Here is a 4,515-nt window from a genome sequence, read left to right as displayed (position 1 = left end):
TTCCAGAGATTAAACTCGTTAAAATGTCTTTTAAACTTGCATCAAAAGTAACAGAGGCTATTTGACTTACGCGTGTAGCTGGTGTGAATTTAAATGTCTCTTTGTGCCAGTTGACATAGTGTGCAATTCCTTTTTGACTTCCTACAATCGCCTTCGATTTACCCGTTGTTCCTGAACTGTAAAAAATATAACTGCTATTATCAATAGGGTAATCAACACTAAGATTCTCTCTACTGTAATTATCTAAAACATAATTTGTTTCAACATACGCTCCTTCTTCATTTAATTCATAAACTAATAAACTTGACTGTGCTAACGATATTAAGCCTGAATCTCCTAAACCTAAATCTCCCAACAAAGAAGCGCCTGAGGCTGTAAATACAAAAACATGACTAAAACTATGATCTATACCGAACTTTTTATATGCTTCCCAAGAACTATCATCTGTAATCAATACATTCATTGAGGTTTCTGATACTGCTTGTTCCATTCTAGATATTGAAAAACTAGTTGATAAAGGAACATATGTTGTACCAGTTTTTAAACACGATAGTAAACTACCTACCAATTCTTTTCCACTTGGTAATAATACGCCTACCGAATCTCCTACTGAAATATCTACATCTACTAATAAATTACTTAGTTGATTCGAAAATTTATTTAAGGCTTCATAAGTCGTTGCCCCATTTACATCTATTAATGCATAATTTTCTGGGTATAATGAGACTATGTTTTCAAATAATTTATATAAGAATTTACTTTTCACGGTGAAAAATGTTTTGGTAGTTTCTAAAAAAGAGTATGGTAAAAAAAGGTGTAAGCACTTTAGCCCAACTCAATGAGTTAGGTATACTTTAAATTTATATGTTTAATGATTTATTCTTGCTTTATTGCAATTAAAGGATCATTTTTATTAATTTTCCATGATTGTGCTCCAATAATAAGAAAAGCAATAAAAAGTACAATTACAGTTGCTAATCCAAAGAACAAGAAGTTAATTCCAATTCTGGTAGAATAACTTTGAAGCCATCGCTCTAAGCCCCACCAAGATACAACCCAAGCAATTGCACTTGCTAGTATGATTAATTTTACAAAGTCTTTTATTAACAATATTAACAAACTAAATACTGATGCACCTAATACTTTACGGATTGCAATTTCTTTTGCTTTCTGAAAACTTGTAAATAATGTTAATCCAAAAAGCCCTAAACAAGTAATAAAAATTGCTAGACCTGCAAACACTGTAAATATTCTTCCAAACTGCTGATCTACTTTATATTGTTTATTAAAAAATTCATCTAAGAAAAAAAATTCAAAAGGGCTTACAGGAAAATTTTGTTTGAATGATTCTTCAATTCGTGCAATAGAAGCTGGTAAATTTTGTGAATTAACTTTAATTGCATAATACTCAATACTAGATCCATCTTCCAATCTAAATACAATTGGTGTAAGTGTTTCTTTTAATGATTTTTGGTAAAAGTCTTTAATTACACCAATAATTTCATATTCGAACTCTATTCCATACCCATTAGTATCTGTTAAAAATTCTCCTACTGCTTTCTCTGCACTTTCAAATCCAAATGCTTTTACCGCTGCTTCATTCAATAAAATCGGTGTATTTCCTGTTGGCATTTGATTTACTGAAATCATATCTTTACTAAATACCTTTCCAGCAACAGTTTCTATTTCAAATTGATTAACAAACTCAGGGCCAATAGAAAACGTGGCGTACATATTGTTTTTACTAATAGCATTTTTCCTCTTATAAGGTCTTGTCCAGTTTAAATCAATTCCAGGAATAGAAGACGCTGATACCACACCTTGTATATCAGGATACTTCATTAAATTAGCTCTAAACGATTGCATTTTCTGATAGAAATTTCGCCCACCCATTTGTGACTCAAAATTATTTGACGGTGCAGGAACTACAATAGTTCTCTCCATATTAATTCCTAAATCTTTCTCCTGCATAAATTTAAGCTGTTGATAGATTGTAAACGTTCCTATTATTAAAGAAATTGAAATAATAAATTGAAATACAATCAAACACTTTCTAACAAAAACCCCAGAACTTCCTATTGGCAATTTCCCTTTTAGAATTTGTACAGGATTATAAGACGATAATAAATACGCTGGGTATAAACTTGAAAGAAAACTACCTACTATCAGCAACACTAATAATGGTAACCATATCTTATAATCTGTCCAAAAGAATCCATTTACCGAAATTCCTGTCAACTCTTCAAAACCACTTCTAAAAAATAGTACAAGAATAATAGCTATAATGATTCCTGTAAAACTTAATATTAATGACTCAAAAAAGAATTGCATGATAAGTGCTCCTTTTTGGGATCCAAATGTCCTACGTAATCCTACTTCTTTTGCTCTATCCATAGATTTTATAGTTGATAGATTGATGTAGTTTACATAAGCTATAATTAAAATAAGTGCCGCAATTAACAACATAAACCAGACAAATTTACCATTACCATTTACTGAAATTTCTTTGGTAAGATCTGAATATAGATGTATTTTTTCTATAGGTTGAAACGCCAATTGAATATTTGTGACACTATTAGTATAACCTCCTAAGTATTTATTTATATATTTTGGTAATTTTGAAGTGACATTTTTAATTTTAGTCTCAGGAAAAAACTTTACATATACATATTTATCAATAAAACGCCATGAACCTGGATCATCTTTGGTTGTTACTAAACAATTAAATTTTAAATGCGAATTTTCGGGAAGATCCTCTAATATTGCTCGAATTACTAATTCGAGGTTTGTTCCTTGATTAAAATTCACAACTTTCATTGTCTTTCCTATTGGATCTTCTTCTCCAAAAAGTTTTTTAGCTAAAGTTTGAGTAAGCAAAATAGAATTTGGTTGTTCTAAGGCTTCTTTTCCACCACTTATAATAGGAAAATTGAAAACATTCAAAAAGTTTTTATCTACGAAATATACTTCACTTTCTTTGTATGAATTAATATCTCCAAACGAATTTTCAGCAGAAATTATACAGTCTTGTTTCTCTATACTTGTAGCAAATTCTATTTCAGGAAAATCTTGTTTTATAGTAGGTCCAATAGCTGAAAAGTTCATCGCTGAATTTTCAACAAGCACATTGTTTTCTTGACGACTCTGTGTTACGCGATATATAGTTTCAGATTCCTTGTGAAATTTATCAAAATCAGACTCAAAAAACACATATTGCACAATAAACAAACAAGCGGCAATACCTATACCCAAACCTATCATATTGATTAGTGTAAAATACCTGTTCTTGAATAAGGTTCTCAAGGCAACTTTAAAATAATTTTTTAACATTTTTTAGCTCTTTTAAAATGAGTTATTTTATATTTTAGATAATAGAGAGTAAAGCAAAACACTAAAATAGAGTTCAACTGTTTAACAAATTAGGAAAATTAAAAGCTATTAAAAATAGTATTTAATCTATTGTTTTTGTGTTATTATATTTTTTTAAAAAAACTTATCAAAATAATTTGTTTAACTAATAACCTTATTTATTCAAAAATAAGGCTAAACACTTAAAATAATACATAATATGTGTAAAGTTATGAATTTTGACAGTGGAGTAAAGCTTCGCTTCCCTCAGTTACATGAAGTTGTTATATGAAAAGTTAATTTAACAAAAAGAAAAAAGATAAAACATCTAAAGTCTATAGGAAGACTTTCCCCCAGTTTATTTTTCAAACCCGAACAAAAATATATTTTTTATTGAAAAAAAAAAAATTTTATCCCATCAAAACCTTAAGTTAAAAATAAAACACACTAAATCATATAGTTACATAAAAAATATTACACTAAAAACTTAAATAAAATACGTTTAGTAGGTTTATACATCTAAAACAGCATCAATATTATAATAGTAATATTTATTAAATGACCTTGTTTTAATGTTCTCTAATATTAATAAACATTCTTATTTATTAGGGTATAGAAATTGAGAAGAGTTACTTATTTAGAATAAAAATAAAAGCACGAAGTATCTTATTATTTGATGAAATTGGATTTTGATTTAAAGAATAGCTACAATAGAAAAGTTATAAAATTAAAAAATTAATTTTTTGATATTTACTATAAAAAGAAACAAACAATTTCAAATAATAACAGTTATCAAAAATTAAACCAACACACACTTGCAGCATAAATAAGGTACACCTTGAATAAACTTAAATCTAATCTTGTTATTTTAGGCATAGTAACTGCAACTAATTATAGTAATAAAGGATAAACAAACTATTCCTTTTTTAACAATATTATCCATTGTAGATTTAGTTGTTTGAGGAATGCTTTTTTTATACTATAAATTTACTGTTAAATGAAAGTAAACACTTATTATAAATATGTGTAGGCTTCCCCTTTTTAGGACACCTTAAAATTCGACAAATAATTATTATTTAGGTCAGATTTGATGAAGAATTTAAATTCTTCATCAAATCTAGGCATATATTCTTTAGGTGATTTGTTACCTAAGGATTGGTGTGGATG

Annotated in this window: 2 protein-coding genes; both read right to left on the bottom strand. The window is 28.2% G+C overall.

Annotated features, from left to right (window positions below; translation table 11 throughout):
* A partial coding sequence (locus tag ACKTSW_RS09590; RefSeq protein WP_408025046.1) for an AMP-binding protein occupies nt 1-766 on the bottom strand: 766 nt, incomplete at its 3' end.
* Between the two features lie 110 nt (nt 767-876).
* On the bottom strand, nt 877-3,330 hold the full coding sequence (locus ACKTSW_RS09585) for an ABC transporter permease (RefSeq protein ID WP_408025045.1): 2,454 nt from the start codon (nt 3,328-3,330) through the stop codon (nt 877-879).
* Between the last annotated feature and the right edge of the window lie 1,185 nt (nt 3,331-4,515).

This window comes from Tenacibaculum sediminilitoris, from assembly GCF_964513795.1.
GTDB classification, from domain to species: domain Bacteria; phylum Bacteroidota; class Bacteroidia; order Flavobacteriales; family Flavobacteriaceae; genus Polaribacter; species Polaribacter sediminilitoris.
Note: the sequence above shows the minus strand (reverse complement) of the source record. Positions and strands in the feature narration are given on the sequence as shown.

Bases quoted from the DNA above. Each gene is read 5' to 3' on its own strand.
- ACKTSW_RS09585 (WP_408025045.1), bottom strand. From the start codon at position 3,330: ATGTTAAAAAATTATTTTAAAGTTGCCTTGAGAACCTTATTCAAGAAC.